This is a genomic window from Haliea atlantica (assembly GCF_054779855.1).
Genome location: NZ_BAAGXL010000030.1, coordinates 1 through 662 on the forward strand (window position 1 = coordinate 1; position 662 = coordinate 662).

At 58.2% G+C, this 662-nt stretch carries 1 pseudogene; it reads left to right on the forward strand.

The annotated features are described in order from the left end of the window. Nucleotides 1-172: 172 nt before the first annotated feature. Nucleotides 173-662 (forward strand): annotated as a pseudogene (locus ACYVGS_RS17730) (IS1634 family transposase); the annotation flags it as partial.

A 662-nucleotide genomic window follows, 5' to 3' on the forward strand; every position in this document is an offset into this window, starting at 1 on the left:
CCCGGGTTCGACAGTTGGTGCCCAAAATTGCTCATTTTCGAGGGGTCGGGTCTAATAAAATCAGTCACTTAGGCTTCAGAAATGGATGATTGCTTGTAGTGGCACGCTTTTATTTTCAGGGGTTTTATTGGCATTCTATTGACAGATAAATTGTCTGCGCTATCGTAATGGCATGTTTGTCAAGCTCACCAAGTCCGGCCCACGCCGCTACATCCAACTCGTCGAAGCCTATCGAGACGAGAACGGCCGGGCGCGTCAGCGCACCATTGCCAGCCTGGGACGGCTGGAGACGATCGACGCGCACTACGATTCCCTCATCCGGGGACTGGAGCGTGTCACAGGTCGCGACCGTTCCGCGGAGCCGCCGGCTGAGGCGGAACTGCCAGATATCGTGTTCAAACCCGCACGGCACCTGGGGGACGTGTGGAGCCTCACCGCACTATGGAACGAGCTGGGCTTTGATCAGCTGGCCCGCGTGTTTCGCTCCGGCAAGCGGCAGCTCGACGTGGAAGCGATGCTCCGCATCATGGTCTTCAACCGCTTGTGTGACCCCGAGTCCAAGCTCGGTGTCCTGCGGTGGCTGGAAACGGTTTCACTGCCTGGCATTGCCACAGAGACCGTAGCGCATCAGCATCTGCTGCGCGCCATGGATGCGTTGGTCG